This is a genomic window from Mucilaginibacter oryzae, assembly GCF_003148845.1.
In the GTDB taxonomy this organism is placed as follows: domain Bacteria; phylum Bacteroidota; class Bacteroidia; order Sphingobacteriales; family Sphingobacteriaceae; genus Mucilaginibacter; species Mucilaginibacter oryzae.
In genome coordinates, this window is the sequence record NZ_QGHA01000001.1 from 490,036 (window position 1) to 508,969 (window position 18,934).

Consider the following 18,934-nt stretch of genomic DNA (forward strand, 5'->3'; position numbering starts at 1 on the left):
GCCCCCTCTAAATCTCCCCCGGAAGGGGAGACTTTAAAATAATACAAGGACGGGAGTTCGCGCTTAAACTTGTATGGTAGTAGGTATCCACGCTTACTATATGATTTGTAGATATTAACATGAGTGTGGACACTCATATTTTAGGTAGTTCAGGTGCGCGAGCCTCTGGACTACGAGAAACTTCAAAATAAAAAAGCCCTCCCTTCCGGGGAGGGTTGGGAGGGGCTTATGCAGTTAGAAAAATATAAAATTGATGAAGCCAATCATCAACAGATCAATGACCATCAGCGCAAATTTGATTTTGTTGCGGCCGATATAAAAAACCTGGATGCTATCCTGCAAAAACTGATCGACTTCAATATCGCTATACCAAGCTGGGCCCTTGGTACCGGCGGCACACGTTTTGGGCGTTTTTCGGGCGGTGGTGAGCCGCGCAGCCTGGAAGAGAAAATAGATGATGTAGGTTTAATCCACGCGCTTAACCGCAGCAGTAATTCTATCTCATTACATATCCCGTGGGATATCCCTTCCAATGCTTTGGCTGTTAAAGCCCACGCGGCGGAGTTGGGTTTACATTTCGACGCGGTTAATTCCAATACATTTCAGGATCAGCCTGACCAGGAGTTGAGTTACAAGTTCGGATCGTTACACCACGTAGATAAAGCAGTGCGCAAGCAGGCCATTGCCCATAACATCGAAGTGATTAAATATGGAGTTGAACTTGATTCGAAAGCCTTATCGGTTTGGCTGTCGGATGGTTCAAACTTCCCCGGTCAGTTGAATATGCGCGGTGCGTTTGAACGCACTTTGGAAAGCCTACGGGAGATTTATGACGCCCTGCCTGATGACTGGAAAGTTTGGGTGGAGTATAAGCCTTATGAGCCTAACTTTTACTCCACCACCATCGGCGATTGGGGGCAATCATACCTGCTCTCATCCAAATTAGGCCCAAAAGCACAAACACTGGTCGACCTTGGCCACCACCTGGGCAGTACCAATATCGAGCAGATAGTTTCGTTATTATTAATGGAAGGCAAACTGGCCGGCTTCCACTTTAACGATTCGAAATATGGTGATGACGACCTTACCGTAGGCAGTATTAACCCTTACCAGCTATTCCTGATCTTTAACGAACTGGTTGAAGGCATGGACGCCCGCGGCATGGCGCACGCTACATCCATAGGCTGGATGATCGATGCTTCGCACAATGTGAAAGATCCTATTGAAGACCTCTTACAATCAGTAGAGGCCATAAAAATAGCCTACGCGCAGGCCTTACTGGTTGATACGCCTGCTTTGGTACAGGCCCAACAGGATAATGATGTGGTACTGGCCCAGGAAATTTTACAACATGCTTATCGAACCGATGTGAGGCCGTTACTGGCTGAAGCAAGATTAAGAGCGGGCGGAGCTTTAAACCCGCTAACTGTTTACAGACAGCAAGGCGTCAGGCAACAACTGATCAATGAACGCGGAGCTAAAGCGATATCAACCGGATTATAAGCCTATGGAGCCGATACCCGTTATAGCCGTTTTTGACGTAGGTAAAACCAACAAGAAACTCTTCCTGTTCGACGAAAACTATAAGATAGTTTTTGAGCGTACAGCCCGTTTCCTGGAAACCCACGACGAGGATGGTGATACCTGCGAGAACCTTGACAGCCTCAGGCTTTCGGTGTTTGATTCTCTGCGCGAGATTATCAAGCACAAAGAGTTTTGCCTTAAGGCGGTCAACTTTTCAACCTACGGGGCCAGTTTTGTTTATGTAGATGAATACGGGAGGCCGCTTACACCGTTATATAATTACCTTAAACCATACCCACCGCACCTGGGCTCCCGGTTTTATGACAACTACGGCGACGAAACCAAATTTGCTTTAGAAACCGCCTCGCCCATTTTGGGCAACCTCAATTCGGGGCTGCAATTGTACAGGCTAAAGCATGAGCAACCTGCCATTTTTAAACGGGTAAAATACGCGCTGCACCTGCCCCAATACATGAGCTATCTCATTAGCGGCCAAATGGTAAGCGATTTAACCAGTATCGGCTGCCATACCGCCCTTTGGGATTTTAGCAAAAATGACTATCACTACTGGCTGAAACAGGAAGACATTCTATCCAAAATGGCGCCACTGCACCCCGCGGACAGCGTGTTAACATCAGAATTTCCGGGTAATGGTTACAAAGTTGGTATTGGGTTGCATGATAGTTCGGCAGCGCTGATCCCCTACCTCGTGAGTTTCAGTATGCCCTTTGTATTGATCTCGACGGGTACCTGGTCTATCAGCCTCAACCCTTTCAATCAAACACCGTTAACTGCGGATGAATTAAAGCATGATTGCCTCAATTACCTGCAGTACAAAGGCAAACCTGTAAAGGCCTCACGCCTGTTTACCGGTTATGAGTACGAGCAGCAGGTAAAACGCATCGCCGCTCATTTTAAGCAGGATGAGATCCGTTACCGTACCATCCAGTTTGATCCTGCCATTGCAGCCAAATTACAAAACGAACCACGGTTAAAAGCCGACGAAAAAGACGGACAATTACAACGCTCCGTATTTGAACAGTGCGATCTTGATAAGTTTACTAACGACACCGAAGCTTATCATCAACTGATGCTGGATATCATCGCGCAGCAAACAACATCAACCAATTATGTATTAAACGGCTGTGCCGTGAAACGTATTTTTGTAGATGGCGGCTTTAGCAAAAACAGCGTTTTTATGCACCTGCTGGCGGCGGCATTTCCTCATTTAGAGGTTTACGCTGCATCAATGGCGCAGGCTACGGCAGTGGGTACGGCTTTGGCTATACACCAGCATTGGAACAGTAAGCCACTGCCGCATGATTTAATTGAATTGAGATATTACTCGGGGATTCAGAGTGAGGCGGTATAATATTACAGCCTTCGCCTCTTTTATTGAAAACAAACATTTTAATAATCCGGTTATCAGCCGGATTTTTTTAATTTAGGGCAACCAATTACTGCTTTCATGAAAAAGATAGCCTTGTTTTTATTATCGTTAGGTTTTGTATTTACTGCCGAAGCCCAACAGGCAAAACACAAAAAAGCTATCATCGTCCTCACCTACGATGACGGCATCAATTCGCAATTAAACATTGCTATCCCGCAACTTGATTCGGCACACCTTACAGGCACGTTCTTTTTAACAGGCGGCATGTCAGAAACTACCATCCCCCGCTGGCGCGAAGCCGCTAAAAAAGGATATGAACTTGCAAATCATACCTTATACCACCCCTGCCTGCTTACTACGGTAAAAGGAAACCCCGCAAATAATTCCGCAGCTTATACCCCATATATGATGCTAAGGGAGATCAACGAAATGAATACCCTGCTGTTTGCGTTAGATGGCAAAACCGGCAACCGCACCTACGCATACCCCTGTACCGAAGAGATGGTTGGCGGCATAAATTACGTGGATACCCTGCGCAAAGCGGGATTGGCTAAATACGCCCGCATAGGCGGCGGGCCGGACGCCGTGATTACCGATTTTAAAAACCTCGATCCGCTTCGGGTACCATCTTTCGCGGTTACCGGAAACCCCGTAACCGGCGACATGCTGATAGCATTTGTAAAAAAGGTGCAGCAAAGCGGCGGCATGGGCGTGTTCATGTTTCACGGGGTTGGCGGCGATTACCTCATTACCCCGGCCGATGCACACCGCCAGCTTTTGGCTTATCTAAAAGCCCATCGCGACGAAATTGAAGTAACCACCTTTATGAAAGCGATGGACGAAGTAATGGCTAACAGATAATCAAATTACAAGAATATGCCCTTACTTTTTTAGTTCTTTAAAACGCCGAACTTGCTCTACTTCCCTTGTCCTAACCAAAGCAGCGAGTTAATGATCAGTTTATCCACATCCCCGTTGGCAAAGGTTTGGGATAATTCCTTATTGGTGCCCCCATCGTAATCCATATCATTGTGGCCTATGTTGAAATAAACCATCCTGTACTTTTTGTTGGTCCAGGCTACGGGATAATAACCGCTATGCCAGATCTCATACTGTTTCGGACCGTTACCCAACGGAAAACTCGTCGAATCAACTGAAAGTAATATATCAATATCCGAATTTTTGCGCAGGTCGTGTTCCCAGCGGTACCATTCGTTAGGATTGGTTTTAAAGGTTTGCGGAAGGCCTTTGGTTACCGGATGTTTAACATCTTCAACCCTTAAAATTGCCGGTGTTGGGTGCCAGGTATTGCTTACATATTGCCCCGAACCTAAAAAAACGTTGTGGTACCAATCCCAGTTTTGCGGAAAAGCCGAGGGCGTAAGCGCAAAAGCCGAGAAATGGAAACCCATCCAGGCGCCGCCTTTTTTCATATATTGTTCAAAAGCCGCGCGTTGTTCGGGGGCATCGGGCCGGGTATCTAAAAATACTACCACCTGGTATTTGGCCAGGAACGCCGGGTTCATGTTAGCCCAGTTATTGGTGCTATCGTAAGTAAAATTGTATTTCTTAGCCACCTCCGGAAACCAGCGATTTGCCTCGTGTACAAAACTGATATGCGCCAGATCGGCCCGGCCAGTGTAAAAGGCTATTACATTGAATTTCTTTTTACTTTGAGCGCTGGCGTTTAATGCTGTAAAAACTGCCGTAATAAAAATGGCAAAAAATAACATTATCCTTTTAATCAAATTTAGGTTGATGGTCATATCTGTGTGTTTATCATTGCGGTGATAAAACTAAGGGATTTGCATTGATGACGATGGAAAAATGGGATAATGAGAGGTAATGTAGGGGGTAGAATCCTGACCTACCGTATCAAAATAAGTTCCGTCGCTGGCGCACGCGTGCCGCGTGTGCCTTTCCTTTTTAAAAGCTCAAAATCGCTACTGTTAAGCCGGGGGTATATGCGGCACGCGTGCCGTCGCTGGCGCACGCGTGCCGCGTTTGCCTTTTCCGCTTTAAAAGCTTAAAATCGTTACTGTCATGCGGGGGCTGGTATCGTTGCTGGCGCACGCGTGCCGCGTGTGCCTTTTCCTTTTTAAAAGCTCAAAATCGCTACTGTTAAGCCGGGGGGTACACGCGGCACGCGTGCACCAGCATTAGGTGAGTTTACTATTTACTTTATCACAACACCATCTGCTCAAACAACCTGTTCAAAGTAGCTTCTGCATCAGTAGTCATACCAGGATGTACTTTTGATGCCTGTACCACCGTGCTTCGTGTGGCGGTAAGCCAGCGGAAACGCGAGGGTTGATCGAGTTGCGCTATCGGTCCGGCATCTTTTTCGCCATTGCAGATCCGTTCAAGCGAACGGATGTTATCCTCCAGGCAATCCAGATCCAGATCACCGCAAAAAACTGCCAACCTTTTGTTATCAAGGTTGAACAATACTTTTAAAAATTTTTGTTTGGCACAGAACAGGATCACCCCGATATTGATAAATTCCTCGCGCTCTACCCTGGGTACAACGCGGATTACGGCGTACTCAAATACCTGCATATAGCGCTTGTTTTGCGGCTGTAACAAATACTTCGGAAGCGGCCAGCCTGGTTATGATAAAACCGGCATAGATGTTTCGCACTTCGTCGGGCGTTTCTTCAAAATCACGGTAGGTGATCCACTCGTCGGGGATGAGGGCTACAATATCGCGGATTTTATCTGGGGTTAGTATGGCCTTAAACTCGGCATCAACGGCATCTAATTGAATGGCACGGGCCAGCAGCACGTGATCTTTAACCTGTGCAAACGGACGGGTTGCCATCTCCTGCCAGTTATGCCACGAGTGGTGGAAATACAGGGCTGCACCGTTATCTATCATCCAAAGCTCTTTATGCCACATCAGCATATTGGTATTGCGGGCGGTACGATCAACATTGGTAAGCAGGCAATCAAACCATACTATCTGCGAGGCCAGTTTGGCATCAACTACGGTAACCGCCGGATCAAAGGTAATAGCGCCTGATAAGTAATGCAGCGCAAGGTTAAGCCCCTCGCTAAATTTCAATAAATCCTGGATCTCCTCATCAGCTTCAGAGCGACCGAAGGCCTCATCCAGGTTAGCGAAAACCAGTTCCGGCACCTTAAAGCCCAGCAGGCGGGCAATTTCGCCGCCTAGCAATTCGGCAATAAGGGCTTTTACACCCTGGCCCGCACCGCGGAATTTGAGTACATATAAAAAGCCGTCGTCGGCCTCGGCAATGGCGGGTAACGAGCCGCCCTCGCGCAGTGGCGTTACGTAGCGGGTTACGTTTACCGTGCGGAGCTGTGGTGGTGTGTAGTTCATAGTTTTTGTTGAACAAAAGTTCAGCATTAAAGCTATTTAGCGATAGGGATTACAGCGGATACCGGCCCTGTGGCTAATGCCTGCGCAGTATGAGCGGAAAGCCCGGGCCGCAGGCAACGCCACGCTATTAATGAGCGCGTTTTCAAATGGCAATCATTCGCCGTTCATTTGCCGCGAAGCTGTTACTTTGTCTTGATGCAAAAGTAAACAAAAACCCAGTACAGAAAAACGCCTTCAAACAGCGAGGCCACCTCCCCTACGGCCCGCTTTTCTGCAAACCTACCGATTTTTGGAATGAGTATAATTTGTAGCATTATTTTTACCTTTCGCTCATTACCCGGCTGTTCTTAAAATCACATTCATACACATCACCACAATTTTTTAGTTTTTGATTGTTTAACGGCCCGGCTTATTTTTTAGCCGGGCTGTTTATTTCTATCCAATACCCATCCGGATCCTGAAAGTATAATTGCAATACACCATCGGCCCTGAAGGTAGGCTCCTTACTATCGCCTTTCCAATTGCTGTAAGGGATGTTCATTGCCTCAAGGTTTTTGGCAAAATCGTTTACCGACGATACCGTAAAGCACAAGTGTACGCCTTTAACCTGTTTTTCATTTCGCGCGGCTTGTATTACGTGTAGTTTTACATTGTTACCAAGGCTGTACCATTGATGCAAGGTATCGGCAAAGGGGTTATCTACCTTCTTAAGGTGCAGTACTTTGGTGTAAAATTCGGTGCTTTTTTTCAGGTTGCCGGTAGTTATAGCAATATGGTCAACAACGGGCACAAGGTCTGTCCCGGTTTGTGCGTGGCTTGCTAATGGCATGATGCCGCAAACCATCAGTATCAATAAAAAGTGTTTCATTTATAAATTGGCGTTTTGATCTGTTAAAGATATAGGTTTATCCCGGCCCCTAAATCAATTTGCAGATTAATTACAAAAAATATTGCTTAAATAACAGTGGCGCCTCGCTGTTTTTACGCGCGATAGTGTTTCTGATATCAAAACAAACAGGCCACACTAATAACGCGTGGCCTGTTTATTATGTTAAAGCGGATCAATTCATGCTTAGTCGTTCCAAAGTGTACGGTGAGTAAAACTATTATCCAGTTTGTTTTTGATATAGATATCGTCTTTGTGTACGATGCAATCACTTGCATGGATCTCTTCTTCGGAGGTTACCTTAATAATGGTGCCCGAAATTTGCTCAACTATACTTGATAGCGTGAGGATTTCGGTATCGGGGATTTGAACGGTTAGTATTGCCATGGGTAGATGTTGTTTTTTTGATAATTCAAAAATATGGCAATAAAATCCGGCTTATGTTTTATCAAAGTAAAATTTAAATAACCTTTATTTTATAAATCTCATCAATAATATCAATTCCCGTTTTTGGTTATCAGAACCCAATCTACCACTACTTTAGCCTGCCCGGCTTTGATTTTATCAACTGTACTTTGCGGCAGGCCGTGATAAGGTTTGGTTACCTTGTTAACCCCGCCCGGGTAGCCGCCGCCGATGGCGAAATTAAGGATGACGAATTTTTTATTATCAAAGGCCCATCTGCCGTATTTTTCAACCATAGCCCTGGTTACGGTATAGGTAACTTTACCGTCAACCTTAAAAACAAGGCTTTCGGGCGACCAGTCTACCGTGTAAATGTGCCATTGTGTAACGTCAATACCTGCTGGAAAGAATACCCTTTTGGTAAGGGGGGTATCGCCAAAGTAACCGGGGCCGTGCAGTGCGTGGCTCACCCAACTCGAATCGCCTACGGTTTCCATAACATCTATCTCGCCGCAATCGGGCCATTTACCGTTGCCCAGCGCCCAAAACGCGGGCCACAAACCCGCTCCGGCAGCCATTTTCATCCGGGCCGAAGCTGTGCCGTAGGTAAATTGCATTTTGGCGCGGGTGTTGATCCTGCCAGAAATAAAATCATACTTACGCTGCTCTTTACTGGTAAAGCCCGGTTGGTAAAGTGCTTTTAATATCAGCGCGCCATTGGTGGCGCCCTCGGCTTTGCCGTCAATCAAATATATAGTAGCTGCCGAATCCACATAGGCCTGTTGCTCGTCATTAACGGTATGCCCTGTTACTTCAACATTCCAGTAGCCGCGGTCTATAACAGGCTTGTTGAAATCTTCAAAAAATACGGTATCTGTTTTGGTTTGCGCTATGGTTCGCGTGGCCGCTAAAAGGTTTGCTGATAGCAGCAGGTATTTTAAATTCATAGTTGAAAGATAATAGCTTAAAAGTAATTAATAGTTATAAAGTTCAATTGGGTGTGATAGATATTTTACAACAACCATGTTTTTTTACAGTTACGGCTTTAAAACGCCATTGGAAGTTATGATATAACAGTTACTTGTTTAAATTGCAAACCTTGAACATTTAATATGCATAACGGCGGTTTTTTAAGGGTGGTTTTAATAGTCTCGGCTATAAGCTTTTTGCTTGATTGGTATGTACATTCAGGGCTGAAAACCCTTACTGCCGATTGGCGGTCAGGCTTGTGGCGTAACGTTGTATTGTGGGGGTACCTGTTTATTGCTATAGGTGTAACTATTATTTTTATAGCCGGTTTAGGCGCTTTCAATACTGCCAAAGGCATGCGCCCTTTTCATGAGTGGATGTTGAGCCTGTTCCTTGCTTTTTTGGTTACCAAAATATTTTTCATCATCATCCTTTTCCTGGGGGATATCAGCAGGTTTTTTGTCGGCTTATTTAACCTGATCAATGATGCGGGCAAAAACAAAGGACTGTCTGCTTTCCCCGGCCGCCGTAAATTTATAAGCGAGGTAGCCGTTTTGGTGGCGGCGGTGCCCTTTACATCGCTTTTATATGCCATGTTTAAGGGCAAGTATGACTACCGCGTACACCGTACCACCCTCTATTTTGATGACCTGCCCGATGCTTTCGACGGTTTCACCATTACCCAGTTATCAGATATCCATTCGGGCAGTTTTGATAACGTGGAGGCTATGCAGCGCGGCATCGACCTGGCTAAAGCGCAAAAAAGCGATCTGTTTGTTTTCACCGGCGACCTGGTGAATAATGCCGCATCCGAAATTGAACCCTACATTGACAGGTTCGGGCAAATTAAAGCGCCTTTCGGCCAGTTCTCTGTTTTAGGTAACCACGATTATGGCGACTATATTCAATGGGATACCCCGCAGCAAAAGGTTGCCAATCTTGAAAAACTCAAACAGCATCACCATGAATTAGGCTATCGTTTGCTATTGGACGAAAATGTAACCATCGAAAAGAACGGGCAAAAAATTTCATTGATCGGTGTACAGAACTGGGGAAGGGGTTTCATCCAGCTTGGAGATTTGAAGAAAGCGTTACAGGGTGTATCCGATGATGCGTTCAAGATATTGCTCTCGCACGATCCAACCCATTGGGAAGAACAGGTGCGATATCATCCTTCAACCATTCACCTTACCTTGTCTGGCCATACCCACGGCGCGCAGTTTGGTGTAGAAACAGCCGGGTTTAGGTGGAGCCCGGTAAAGTATCGTTACCTCGATTGGGCCGGGTTGGCTCATGAAAAAAACAGGTACCTGTACGTAAACAGGGGTTTCGGCTTCCTTGCCTTTTCGGGCAGGCTTGGGATCTGGCCGGAAGTTACAGTGATTGAGCTGAAAAAGAAAACTGATCTCAGTTGATCAGTTTGTTTATTGTTGGCAGGGTTTTTATGCAGTTATCATAAAGCATAAAATATGGCAACCAATAACATTAAACAAATAGGAAAAAGCAGCCCGCCTGTACAAACCCAATCTACCAATGCCTGGCAGGTGATGAAGCCCTTTGTACATTTTGGTATTAAGGCAACGGCCGCTATAGCGCATACGTTAATAGCTATAATTAAACATATCCCCAAGCCGGGCGACCACCAAAAGGAAAAAACCGGATCTAACAGCAAGATTGTCAAAATATAACGATTCCTGGCTGAAGTCGTCTGTTACTAAATTGCTTGTTTACCGTTTTTTTACGGATAAAAATACGGTGTTTTCACGGATTGTGAATTGGCGTTATTATGCCGAAATTTAAGCATTGATTAAAACCAGCGAAACAAAGACACCGGATAGTTTGGCGTTGACATAGTGTTGAATTGAATGCTGTTGTAAAAAAGGACTTTGTGAATAATGGTATAAACAATTTAAAAGCATGGCCGACTCTTAACCAAGTGGCAAGCTAAAATATATTACCATCTAAACCCTTCACCTTTAATGTTGTATTTACACCCGTCAATTTTTTTTGACGGGTGTTTTTTTGCCCTTATATTCAAAATTTAGGCTTTGTTAAACACGTAATTTGTGCTTACTTTCACCCTTGATGAATCATCTGCCTACCGGTTATTTAACGCTAAAAAAACTACTTTTTCCGGCGCTGTTGCTTACCGCCACGTTATCAAAAGCCCAGACATTTGGCGGCAACCCTCCGTCAATTAAATGGCGACAGGTAAATACACCTGCTGCAAGGGTAATCTTCCCGGTTGGGCTTGATTCGGCGGGTTTGAACGTGGCCAATATCATGAGCCAAATGAACAACCGCATCCGCCCTACAATTGGCGGCAGGCAAAAGCAAATAAGCGTGGTATTGCAAAACCAAACCACGGTAGCCAACGGCTATGTGGGATTAGCGCCCTTTAGAAGCGAGTTTTATTTAACCCCCGAGCAAAATAGTTTTGATATCGGCAGCCTGCCCTGGCCGCAACAACTGGCTATACACGAGTTTAGGCACGTGCAGCAGTACAATAACTTTAATGTAGGGCTTTCGCGTGTTTTAAGTTTTATTTTTGGCGAGGGCGGGCAGGCGCTGGGGAATGACCTGGCCATCCCCAACTGGCTTTTTGAAGGCGATGCCGTATTTAACGAAACCCTGGTAAGTGAACAAGGTAGAGGCAGGCTGCCGCTTTTTTTAACAGGTTACCGTGCGCTGTGGGCCGCGGATAAAAACTACAGCTACATGAAGCTGCGCAACGGCTCATACCGCGATTATGTGCCCGATCATTACCCGTTGGGCTATATGATGGTGGCTTACGGTCGCGAAAAGTATGGTAATGAAATCTGGAAAAACATAACCCACGATGCCGCAGCTTACCGTGGTGGTTTTTATCCTTTTCAGTGGGCGGTGAAAAAATATACGGGCGAAAGTTTCAAAGCCTTTTCCGTTAATACTTTCAGCTACTTTAAACAGCAATTTGTTGAAGACAGTAAGCAACCGGCTGCAGAACGGAAAAGGCATTTTGATGCTAACCGGCAATATCCGGCTTTTGTGGATGACAGTACGCTCATCTACATGAAAACTACTTATGATAACCTGCCGGCATTTGTAGCTAAAACAGGTGGCGTGGAAAGGAAGATCAGCACCCGCTCAAGTTCTATTGATAATTACTTTGACTACAGCACCGGCAAAATCGTATATGCCGCCTACCGTCCTGATTTGCGCTGGGGTTACCGCAATTACAGCGAACTGATGCTGCTTGATATCAAAACCGGCCGGGAGCATCGCATTACATCAAAAACCAAATACTTTGCACCCGCATTTAATAACAATGCAGAAAGGATAGTAGCCGTACAGGTTGATCCCTCCGGTGCAAGTACGCTTCATATTTTAGATACAGCGGGTAACCTGAAACAGGTTGTGCCAAATGCTGGAAAGCTATTTTACACATATCCCAAGTTTTATGGGGACGATAAGCTGATCTCGGCTACCCGCAACAACAAAGGTGAAATGGCGCTTACGGTTATTGATATTGCAACAGGTAAGTGCGAAAACCTGACGGCATTAAGCTACCGCCCCATAGGTTTTATCAACCTGGAGAACGATAAGTTATATTATACCCAAACCGATGGTAAAAACGACCGCCTGTTTGTGATGATGCTCGATACTAAAAAGGTTTTTGAAATGCTGCCTTCCGGGAAAGACAGCGGCATAGGCTTTTATCAACCGGCGGTAAGCGATACCAAACTGGCCTGGGTAAGCTTTACTGCCGACGGTTATCAAATTAACAAGGCCGATAAAAAGGAGTTGAAATGGATTGACGCCGGTGAACAATACGCCCGTTACCTGCCCGATCTGGGTATTACCGCGCTCCGAAGTGATTCTGCCACGCATCTGCTGGATAAGGTGGTTGATAGGCCGCTGCCGGTTACCAAATATTCAAAAGCGCATGGCCTGTTTAATTTTCACAGTATCATTCCTAACATCAGCGACCCCAATTACTCGTTCGCTATCACCGGCGAAAATGTATTGAATACTTTCCAGTCCGAACTTTCATTTGATTATAATACCAATGAAGGGTACAAGCAATTTGGTTTTGATGCCATTTACGGCGCGTTGTTCCCCTATATTTCGGCCGGGGCTGATTATACTTTAGATAGGCGCAGTTTTTTTAAAGGAAGATATGTATATTGGAATGAAACCGCCGTGCACGGTGGCCTGCGTGTGCCGTTAAACTTTAGCCAGGGCAAACGCATAACCGGGCTTACGTTTGGGAGTGATCTGTATTTTAACAGCATCAATTTTCAAAACCCATACAAAAGCAGTTTTGCCGATAGATCGTACAGTTACCTGAATAATTACATCAGCTTTAGCAGCCAAAGCCAGCAGGCGCAGAAAAATATTTATCCACGTTTTGCGCAAAGCATCGGTTTAAATTACAAATCGGCTGTTTCAGGTTCGGGAGCTACACAATTGCTTACCACAGGCGTGTTTTACTTTCCCGGTTTATTGGTGAATCACAGCTTCGCGATCAGCCTGGCCCATCAGCAAAAAGGAAAAGATAATGTGATCAGTTTCTCTAATGATTTCCCATTCTCGAAAGGATACACGGCCGAGAACCTGGATAATATGAACAAGATAGGCTTAACCTATCATTTACCTTTAGCCTACCCGGATGCCGGTTTCGGCAACCTGTTTTACATTATGCGTTTGCGTGCCGCGCTGTTTTTTGATTATACGCATGCCAATGCTACCAACTTTTTTACCGATGGCAGCAGCTTTAAACAAAACTTCCGGTCGGCAGGTGGTACGCTGTACTTCGATACCAAATTCTTTAATCAGAACAGCATCACTTTCGGTATCAGGTATAGCCGATTGTTGGACGAAGACTTTTTTGGAGGAACGGGGCGCAACAGGATAGAGTTGGTGTTGCCGGTTTCGTTTTTTTAGGGGGGAGATACTTATGCTATCCTAAGTTACTTTTCTTGAACGATGAAGTAGGCAAAATCGTTAAATTCAATTTTTATGCTTTCTAAATCCGGATTTTTAGTGGGTGTTATAAAGCCGAGACAATAATGGGTTTCATTTATAAAAACTTCCACAGCGTGTCGTTCTAAATGAGTCACTTTTGCCTTATGCTCCCAGATATTGAACAATCTGCTACGTTTTTCTTGCTTTTTATCAGACGTATCGCAATGATACAATAGCATTGTTTCGTTTCCACTTGAGTCAAAAAAATCATTGATTATTTGACGAATGGTAGGAAATACTTTTGGATCGAATGCTTTGCCCCTCAAACTTCTTGTTTGAGGGGTTTTTCTAAAACCAAAAGCATATCCGGTTTTTAAAAGTAGAGGAAAGTTTTGTGTATACTGCGAATACTCATCTGTTTTGAAATAAACACTATATACAAAGTTATCACCGGTTGCAAACCAATAAAAAAGGCTGCCGTCTTCGTCTTGTTCCTTCAGGAAGGAGTAATAACTATTCAATGATGATTATTTCTTCTTTAAAGCAGGGAATTTCTTAGCAGCCATTTCGTCAATCTTTTTAAACATTTCGGCTTTTTTCCGATCCAATTCATCAAAGAAAGCAATAGCCTTTTTGTTATCCGGAGATATAACAATTTTTTTAAGTTCCATGATCTTTGATTTTTATATCAAACTATAAATGAGATGTTTAAATCCTTATTTAGTTTAATGCAAAGATAGCAAATATATTTTGTTTCGATACAGGATTATGTAACACCGCTTAACTATTCGCCAGCCTGATCAGCTCCTTAACCCGCTCAACCCCGGTAACATCAATACTGTATTCATCGCCGCCTTCTGCACCCATCAAAATGTGCTGGTTATGGTATTTCATCTGGCTGGCTACCTTAACCCTTGCAGATGAATGCACTTCGGTAGCGCCGGTAAAGCGTACCAGATCGCCTACGTTGGTTTCACTTACGCCGCTGCCGGGCATAATGCTTAACCTGCCGTCGGCCTGTTCAATAAGGCGGTGCAGGTTGCCCGCACCCTCTATCGCGGTACTTTTACCGCCCGAGGTAAGTATACGTTCGCAGCCCATCTCAATGATTTGCTCAAGCGCCTTGTGCTGATCGGCGCACATATCAAACGCCCTGTGAAAAGTTACCCCGAGGCCCCATTGCCGGGCAAGCCGCACCATTTCGGTGCAGCGTTCAATATCAATGCTGCCATCCTCTTTTAAAATACCAATTACAATGCCATCGCATCCGGCATCTATGCAATACCTGATATCGGCCATCATCAGCTTGTACTCCATATCATTGTACAAAAAATCGCCGCCACGCGGACGGATCAATACATAAAGCTTGATATGGAGCAGGCTGCGCGCCATTAATATAGAACCGTGAGAGGGTGTAGTGCCACCATCCTTTAAATTTTCGCAAAGCTCAACGCGCACCGCGCCGCCCTCCTGGGCCGCCAGTGCCGATGTAACTGAATTCGCGCAAACTTCGAGTGATACGGTTTGAGACATGTGCGTTTTTATTAAGTTCATGGTTAATGGATCATGGTTCATAGCCAAACCAGGGAAATCGTTTTTAAAAAAGAGTTTTCATCGCCTGTTTGAAGGAGCTTCACCCCAGCCCTCTCCAACGGAGAGGGAGCGCCTTGTTTCTTAAAGTCCTCTCATTTGGAGAGGGTTTAGGTGAGGCAATTTATAGTGTATTTTTTAAAGGCGGTTTTCCGATAGCCGAACAACCTTTGCTGCAGTTTTATGCATTTTACTATGAACCATCAACCATGATCTATGAACTAATTATTTATAATAACTCTTACCAGGTACTAATAAATCCTGTTGTTGCGCATTGCATACGGCGTACGAAAAACCACTTTGTATGGCATAGGCGCCGTATTCGCCTTTTTTATTGATGGCTAAAAAGCCTACCTGGATTTTTTTGGCTGTTTCGGGTTTCTTTTTGATGATACGGTGTACGGCTTCTTTGCAGGCATCTTCGGGAGAAAGGCCCTGCCTCATCAGTTCAACCACCAAAAAGCTGCCCACATTGCGGATCACCTCTTCGCCTACGCCGGTTGAAGTGGCGCCGCCAACCTCGTTGTCAACATAAAGGCCCGCGCCAATAATGGGGCTGTCGCCTACGCGGCCATGTAGTTTAAAGGCCATACCGCTGGTAGTGCATCCGCCCGAAATATTACCTTTCGCGTCAATAGCCAGCATGCCTATAGTATCATGGTTGTATTTGCCGCCCGGTCTGCCGGCGCCGTTTTCAATGTTCATTACAGGGCTGTATTGGGCTTTTTTTAGCCACTCTTTCCATATTTTTTCTGTTTCGGGAGTTAGCAGCTTTTCTTTTTTCATACCCTGCTCTACCGCAAACTGGGTAGCGCCCTCGCCAACCAGCATTACGTGCGGTGTTTTTTCCATTACCATACGGGCTACCGAAATAGGATGGGCTATATCTTCCATGGCGGCTACCGAACCGCAGTTGCCAAACTCGTCCATAATACATGAGTCGAGGGTAACGTGGCCGTCACGGTCGGGCAGGCCGGTGCGGCCTACGGTATGGTTGGTGATATCTTCCGCTTCCGGTATCCGTGCGCCGGCTTCAATGGCATCCAGCGCTCGCCCGCCTGTTGACAGTACCTTCCAGGCACCTTTATTGGCGATGATGCCAAAATCCCAGGTGGAGATTACGATTGGATAGCCTGACTCAGGCCGCGGGGTAATGGTTTTTGCTATGCCCGATTTTGAAAGCGCTGCAAGCGAAGCACCTGCGGCTGATAGTTTGATGAACTTACGGCGGTTGTACATAAGTGCTAATATATGAAAAACAGTTTGAACTCCTAAGTCGGGAGTAGGAAGTCAAAAGTTTTAGGCGAGAGCAAATCACTTTTGACTTAAGACTTAAGACTTCTAACTTAAGACTTCAAAACGCTATTCAAAATCGCGCTGGCAGTTAAAGCAGTGCCAGGCTTTGCGGCTGTAAAAAGGAAAAATCATTAACAAAAATGAAACGATTCCTGTAAGCCAGTGTACCCTTTTTTCTGTAGCCGAACCATACCGCACATTGGTCGATCCGCAGTACGGACAGATTACAGCGTTCAGCGTTTCTTCGTCAATCTCCACATGGTCCTGATCGTGCAGGTCGCCCTCGGCGGCTAAAATTTCACGGCAGCGCTCCAGGTCGCGTTCAAATATTTTGAGTTTGATGCCGCCCACCGCCTGGTTGTACAGCGGGTTTGAGCCTATGGTATTTTCATCCGCTATAAAACATGGAATGCCGTAGCCCTCCAGTTTCGTGCGGATAATGTGGGCCAGCATAACATCGTAATAAGTTTCAAAGGTTATGATCTTGTCTTCGGGTTTAGCTTCCATATTGCAGATAAATATTGATCAAAGGTAAATTGTTTTTTAATTAATTTGGCTGCCGTGAACCGCATCGACCGTATATCAGCTATTTTAATTCAATTGCAATCGCGCAGGGTTGTAAAGGCCGGCGATATTGCCGATAGGTTTAACATTAGTTTACGCACCGTTTACCGCGACATTAAAACACTTGAAGAAGCGGGCATCCCGCTGATAGGTGAAGCCGGTGTAGGTTACTCCATCATGGAGGGTTACCGCCTGCCCCCGGTGATGTTTACCCGCGAAGAAGCTACCGCTTTTTTAACCGCCGGAAAGTTTGTTGAAAAGCTAACCGATACCAGTACCATGGCACAATACCAGTCGGCTATGTACAAGGTTAGGGCCGTGTTGAAATCGCACGAAAAGGATGCTCTGGAAAACCTTGACGACAGTATTGAAGTATTGAAAAGCAATAGCCAGAAAAGGGCCGATAATAATGATCACATCCAAACCATCCTTGATTGTATTATAGGTAAAAAAGTGATGTGTATCGATTACTTCGCGGCCCATTCACAGCAGGATTCTAAACGCGATGTAGAACCCATCGGGGTGTTTTACCTTGATAGCTTCTGGCATTTGATAGGCTATTGCAGGCTTCGCGGCGGCTACCGCGATTTCAGGATTGACAGGATCAAAAAACTGGTGGTTACGGATAAGAGCTACGTTAACAGCAAGCATCCCACATTAAAGGATTATATTGATAAAACGGCCTGCGAAAAACACCTTGAGCAGGTAGTGATTAAAGTGGATAAAGAGATCCATAATTACCTCGATCATCAAAAATATTATAGCGGTTTTGTATCTGAAAAAACCGTAGGAAATAAAATTGAAATGACTTTCCTTACCATCTCTATCGAGATGTTTGCCCGCTGGTACATGATGTTTGCCGATCATTCCGAAATTGTAAAACCGGATATCCTGCTACAGCGGATCCGGGAAATTACCGCGGGTATTACCAAAAAAATAAAATAATTTTTTTCTGTTTTTTCTGCTGACATAGGGCTGTCACCGGCCGGTTGTTACTTTGTTTCATGATAAGCAGCGCGGAGCTTTATTAGTCCGCGTTTTTTGCTCATCCGCTAAATCTCACCCTCATGAAACATTGGATAGTAGTAGTATCAAAAGATCATATCAGCCGCGGTATTTCCGGCGGATTTATCCAGGCCTGCCAAGGCAAAATTTCGCCCCTCAAACGGATGGCTGAGGGCGACTGGATTGTAGTGTATTCACCCAAACAAAAAATGAATGGCGGCGAGCCATTGCAGGCTTTTACGGCAATTGGCCAGGTGCGCGACGGGCATATTTACCAGAAGCAAATGGCTGTTGATTTTACGCCCTATCGCCGCGATGTGAATTACTATGAATGTGCCGAGGCGCCCATTGCTCCGCTAATAGATGACCTCGATTTTATCAGCAATAAAAAAGTCTGGGGATATAACTTCAGGTTCGGCTTTTTCGAAATCCCCGGCGCGGATTTTGAGAGGATAAAAGAACACATGATCACCGGTAAAAAACCAACACTGAATAAAGCAACATTATGGAAAAACTAACAGTAAATGTACAGGTAAAATTTAAAGCGCCCAAAGCAAAGGTTTGGCAAGGCCTTACCGATTCTGCTTTGGTAAAACAGTATTTTTTCGGCACCGATCTGAAGTCGGACTGGAGGATGGGGGAGCCTATTGTGTTCAGCGGCGAATGGGATGGTAAGCAATATGAAGACCACGGAACCATCCTTGATATCGACCATGGTAATTTTGTAAAATATGACTACTGGAGCAGCATGAGCGGCACCGACGACAGGCCCGAAAACTACGCTACAATCACTTATAACCTCACCGAGAACAACGGCGAGACCGAGCTTACCGTAACCCAGGATAATGTTAAAAATGAGGAGGCGAAAACACATTCGGAACAAAATTGGAGAGGCCTTTTGGAGGAACTCCGAAAATTGATAGAATAATAATTTATATTAACTGATTGTTTATATAAATAAATCATATGATTGATTAAAAGTTTTTTATAAAGTGATATAACAAATAGTAATACC

At 45.1% G+C, this 18,934-nt stretch carries 20 protein-coding genes; 9 read left to right on the forward strand and 11 right to left on the reverse strand.

Features of this window, described 5'->3' with window-relative positions:
- Positions 1 to 228: 228 nt before the first annotated feature.
- From LX99_RS02045 to LX99_RS02055, 3 genes are all read left to right on the forward strand, one after another.
- Positions 229 to 1,503, forward strand: coding sequence for a TIM barrel protein (locus tag LX99_RS02045; protein WP_109606932.1), 1,275 nt, complete (start codon positions 229 to 231; stop codon positions 1,501 to 1,503).
- 4 nt (positions 1,504 to 1,507) lie between these two features.
- Positions 1,508 to 2,896 (forward strand): FGGY-family carbohydrate kinase, encoded by a 1,389-nt coding sequence (locus tag LX99_RS02050; RefSeq protein WP_109606933.1) that lies wholly within the window; start codon positions 1,508 to 1,510, stop codon positions 2,894 to 2,896.
- Positions 2,897 to 2,992: 96 nt separating this feature from the next.
- The gene (locus LX99_RS02055) at positions 2,993 to 3,775 is read left to right on the forward strand and encodes a polysaccharide deacetylase family protein (protein WP_109605950.1); all 783 of its coding nucleotides are present in this window, start codon (positions 2,993 to 2,995) and stop codon (positions 3,773 to 3,775) included.
- 56 nt (positions 3,776 to 3,831) lie between these two features.
- On the opposite strand, the gene LX99_RS02060 is transcribed toward LX99_RS02055, so the two are convergent.
- The 6 genes from LX99_RS02060 to LX99_RS02085 form a co-directional block, all read right to left on the reverse strand.
- Positions 3,832 to 4,680: a ThuA domain-containing protein gene (locus LX99_RS02060; RefSeq protein ID WP_211318936.1), complete on the reverse strand. Its 849-nt coding sequence runs from the start codon at positions 4,678 to 4,680 to the stop codon at positions 3,832 to 3,834.
- 418 nt (positions 4,681 to 5,098) lie between these two features.
- Positions 5,099 to 5,473, reverse strand: a complete 375-nt coding sequence (locus LX99_RS02065; protein WP_109605952.1) for a DUF3037 domain-containing protein — start codon at positions 5,471 to 5,473, stop codon at positions 5,099 to 5,101.
- Positions 5,460 to 6,257 (reverse strand): HipA family kinase, encoded by a 798-nt coding sequence (locus LX99_RS02070; RefSeq protein WP_109605954.1) that lies wholly within the window; start codon positions 6,255 to 6,257, stop codon positions 5,460 to 5,462. The genes LX99_RS02065 and LX99_RS02070 overlap by 14 nt, the downstream gene beginning before the upstream one ends.
- 409 nt (positions 6,258 to 6,666) lie before the next feature.
- Positions 6,667 to 7,125, reverse strand: coding sequence for a VOC family protein (locus LX99_RS02075; protein ID WP_109605956.1), 459 nt, complete (start codon positions 7,123 to 7,125; stop codon positions 6,667 to 6,669).
- A gap of 204 nt (positions 7,126 to 7,329) precedes the next feature.
- A complete protein-coding gene (locus tag LX99_RS02080; protein ID WP_109605958.1) occupies positions 7,330 to 7,530 on the reverse strand; it encodes a hypothetical protein in 201 nt (66 codons plus the stop codon).
- Positions 7,531 to 7,640: 110 nt separating this feature from the next.
- Positions 7,641 to 8,495, reverse strand: coding sequence for a glycoside hydrolase family 16 protein (locus tag LX99_RS02085; RefSeq protein ID WP_109605960.1), 855 nt, complete (start codon positions 8,493 to 8,495; stop codon positions 7,641 to 7,643).
- A gap of 165 nt (positions 8,496 to 8,660) precedes the next feature.
- On the opposite strand from LX99_RS02085, the gene LX99_RS02090 reads away from it, so the two are divergent.
- The 3 genes from LX99_RS02090 (at position 8,661) to LX99_RS02100 (ending at position 13,443) form a co-directional block, all read left to right on the forward strand.
- Positions 8,661 to 9,932, forward strand: coding sequence for a metallophosphoesterase (locus LX99_RS02090; RefSeq protein ID WP_109605962.1), 1,272 nt, complete (start codon positions 8,661 to 8,663; stop codon positions 9,930 to 9,932).
- Between the two features lie 54 nt (positions 9,933 to 9,986).
- Positions 9,987 to 10,205 carry a hypothetical protein gene (locus LX99_RS02095; protein WP_109605964.1) on the forward strand — a complete coding sequence of 73 codons (219 nt, stop codon included), beginning with the start codon at positions 9,987 to 9,989 and terminating at the stop codon, positions 10,203 to 10,205.
- Positions 10,206 to 10,602: 397 nt separating this feature from the next.
- Positions 10,603 to 13,443: a TolB family protein gene (locus LX99_RS02100; protein ID WP_109605966.1), complete on the forward strand. Its 2,841-nt coding sequence runs from the start codon at positions 10,603 to 10,605 to the stop codon at positions 13,441 to 13,443.
- A gap of 26 nt (positions 13,444 to 13,469) precedes the next feature.
- Here the strand turns inward: LX99_RS02100 and LX99_RS02105 are convergent, their stop codons facing one another.
- The 5 genes from LX99_RS02105 to LX99_RS02120 all read right to left on the reverse strand — a co-directional run bounded on the left by LX99_RS02105 (position 13,470) and on the right by LX99_RS02120 (position 16,857).
- Complete coding sequence (locus LX99_RS02105) at positions 13,470 to 13,985, reverse strand: DUF6169 family protein (RefSeq protein WP_109605968.1); 516 nt, start codon at positions 13,983 to 13,985, stop codon at positions 13,470 to 13,472.
- A gap of 6 nt (positions 13,986 to 13,991) precedes the next feature.
- Positions 13,992 to 14,135 (reverse strand): hypothetical protein, encoded by a 144-nt coding sequence (locus tag LX99_RS25495; protein ID WP_170122606.1) that lies wholly within the window; start codon positions 14,133 to 14,135, stop codon positions 13,992 to 13,994.
- Between the two features lie 109 nt (positions 14,136 to 14,244).
- A complete protein-coding gene (locus tag LX99_RS02110) occupies positions 14,245 to 15,018 on the reverse strand; it encodes a copper homeostasis protein CutC (protein ID WP_245927823.1) in 774 nt (257 codons plus the stop codon).
- Positions 15,019 to 15,279: 261 nt separating this feature from the next.
- Positions 15,280 to 16,293, reverse strand: a complete 1,014-nt coding sequence (locus LX99_RS02115) for a N(4)-(beta-N-acetylglucosaminyl)-L-asparaginase (RefSeq protein WP_109605970.1) — start codon at positions 16,291 to 16,293, stop codon at positions 15,280 to 15,282.
- 123 nt (positions 16,294 to 16,416) lie between these two features.
- Positions 16,417 to 16,857, reverse strand: a complete 441-nt coding sequence (locus LX99_RS02120; RefSeq protein WP_022832547.1) for a putative signal transducing protein — start codon at positions 16,855 to 16,857, stop codon at positions 16,417 to 16,419.
- A gap of 54 nt (positions 16,858 to 16,911) precedes the next feature.
- On the opposite strand from LX99_RS02120, the gene LX99_RS02125 reads away from it, so the two are divergent.
- The 3 genes from LX99_RS02125 (at position 16,912) to LX99_RS02135 (ending at position 18,847) form a co-directional block, all read left to right on the forward strand.
- A complete protein-coding gene (locus tag LX99_RS02125; RefSeq protein WP_109606936.1) occupies positions 16,912 to 17,859 on the forward strand; it encodes a helix-turn-helix transcriptional regulator in 948 nt (315 codons plus the stop codon).
- A gap of 122 nt (positions 17,860 to 17,981) precedes the next feature.
- Positions 17,982 to 18,437, forward strand: a complete 456-nt coding sequence (locus LX99_RS02130; protein ID WP_109605972.1) for an EVE domain-containing protein — start codon at positions 17,982 to 17,984, stop codon at positions 18,435 to 18,437.
- Entirely contained in the window at positions 18,425 to 18,847 is a 423-nt protein-coding gene (locus LX99_RS02135) for an SRPBCC family protein (RefSeq protein ID WP_109605974.1), read from the forward strand. The genes LX99_RS02130 and LX99_RS02135 overlap by 13 nt, the downstream gene beginning before the upstream one ends.
- Positions 18,848 to 18,934 lie beyond the last annotated feature (87 nt).

Coding starts and splice junctions, on each gene's coding strand:
- LX99_RS02045 (WP_109606932.1), top strand. CDS start 229: ATGCAGTTAGAAAAATATAAAATTGATGAAGCCAATCATCAACAGATC.
- LX99_RS02050 (WP_109606933.1), top strand. CDS start 1,508: ATGGAGCCGATACCCGTTATAGCCGTTTTTGACGTAGGTAAAACCAAC.
- LX99_RS02055 (WP_109605950.1), top strand. CDS start 2,993: ATGAAAAAGATAGCCTTGTTTTTATTATCGTTAGGTTTTGTATTTACT.
- LX99_RS02060 (WP_211318936.1), bottom strand. CDS start 4,680: ATGACCATCAACCTAAATTTGATTAAAAGGATAATGTTATTTTTTGCC.
- LX99_RS02065 (WP_109605952.1), bottom strand. CDS start 5,473: ATGCAGGTATTTGAGTACGCCGTAATCCGCGTTGTACCCAGGGTAGAG.
- LX99_RS02070 (WP_109605954.1), bottom strand. CDS start 6,257: ATGAACTACACACCACCACAGCTCCGCACGGTAAACGTAACCCGCTAC.
- LX99_RS02075 (WP_109605956.1), bottom strand. CDS start 7,125: ATGAAACACTTTTTATTGATACTGATGGTTTGCGGCATCATGCCATTA.
- LX99_RS02080 (WP_109605958.1), bottom strand. CDS start 7,530: ATGGCAATACTAACCGTTCAAATCCCCGATACCGAAATCCTCACGCTA.
- LX99_RS02085 (WP_109605960.1), bottom strand. CDS start 8,495: ATGAATTTAAAATACCTGCTGCTATCAGCAAACCTTTTAGCGGCCACG.
- LX99_RS02090 (WP_109605962.1), top strand. CDS start 8,661: ATGCATAACGGCGGTTTTTTAAGGGTGGTTTTAATAGTCTCGGCTATA.
- LX99_RS02095 (WP_109605964.1), top strand. CDS start 9,987: ATGGCAACCAATAACATTAAACAAATAGGAAAAAGCAGCCCGCCTGTA.
- LX99_RS02100 (WP_109605966.1), top strand. CDS start 10,603: ATGAATCATCTGCCTACCGGTTATTTAACGCTAAAAAAACTACTTTTT.
- LX99_RS25495 (WP_170122606.1), bottom strand. CDS start 14,135: ATGGAACTTAAAAAAATTGTTATATCTCCGGATAACAAAAAGGCTATT.
- LX99_RS02110 (WP_245927823.1), bottom strand. CDS start 15,018: ATGAACTTAATAAAAACGCACATGTCTCAAACCGTATCACTCGAAGTT.
- LX99_RS02115 (WP_109605970.1), bottom strand. CDS start 16,293: ATGTACAACCGCCGTAAGTTCATCAAACTATCAGCCGCAGGTGCTTCG.
- LX99_RS02120 (WP_022832547.1), bottom strand. CDS start 16,857: ATGGAAGCTAAACCCGAAGACAAGATCATAACCTTTGAAACTTATTAC.
- LX99_RS02130 (WP_109605972.1), top strand. CDS start 17,982: ATGAAACATTGGATAGTAGTAGTATCAAAAGATCATATCAGCCGCGGT.
- LX99_RS02135 (WP_109605974.1), top strand. CDS start 18,425: ATGGAAAAACTAACAGTAAATGTACAGGTAAAATTTAAAGCGCCCAAA.